This is a genomic window from Psychrobacter sp. AOP5-GZ1-6 (assembly GCF_052376345.1).
Classification (GTDB): domain Bacteria; phylum Pseudomonadota; class Gammaproteobacteria; order Pseudomonadales; family Moraxellaceae; genus Psychrobacter.
Genome location: NZ_JBQSVP010000303.1, coordinates 1 through 861, shown reverse-complemented (window position 1 = coordinate 861; position 861 = coordinate 1). Strand labels below are relative to the sequence as shown.

Genomic DNA, 861 nt, shown 5'->3' with positions numbered 1-861 from the left:
AATTTAATAAATCAACCGATATTTACTATAGGCAATAATGCTATAGTGAATTTAGTATAAAAACGATATAGTGAGACTAGGATGAATTTCATGCAGCATCGATCAGCGCAGACACAGCACGCCAGAAAAACTCATACCAGTTCCACGTTGAAATATAATGCCTCTACTTTATTTAGGGGGCTGTAGTAGATAAGGATTAAATATCACACCATTTTCTCAAGGTTTTCAGCTGATTAGATGGTGAGCCATAGTTAAATCTAAACTCACATTCTTTTAAAAACAAATGGAAGTTTTTCTTATTAATCCCATTATATTTTCTGAGAGTTCGTTTGGACTAATTCCAGAAGTTCTCAATGCCATTGATGTAATTGTTTTTAGTGCAAGTGAACTCTATAGAGTGATTGACTCTAAAGTGTTTAAACTCGCTCACATCTAACGCGTTGTAGCTTCGATAGCTATCCGTATAAACAAAGCTGTCAGGCTTGATTTCACGCTTAATAACAGGCATTAGAGTAGTCTGTTTGGTGGTGTCTGCTACGACAATGGTATACACCTTACCGTTTCGTTTTAGAATACCAAATACAGCGGATTTACCAGCAGCCCTGCGACCTCTTTTGCCTTTGCGTACACCGCCAAAGTAACTTTCATCTAATTCGACTTCTCCATCAAAAAGCTCATCAGCTTCTAATGAGAGATGGTAATCTATCACAAGTCTTATTTTATGATAAAAAAGTGCAGCAGTATTAGGCTGAATATCAAGCAAGTCTGCGGCTGTTCTAGCAGTCACTTCAGCTGTAAAAAACTCTAACAGCCTTCGCTGTAATTTTTTACTTAGTTTACAACGGGTTATCTTCATAAAAG

At 36.8% G+C, this 861-nt stretch carries 1 pseudogene; it reads right to left on the bottom strand.

From position 1 onward, the window contains the following. Positions 1-196: 196 nt before the first annotated feature. A pseudogene (locus ACT3RN_RS15915) lies at positions 197-856 on the bottom strand (IS1595 family transposase). Between the last annotated feature and the right edge of the window lie 5 nt (positions 857-861).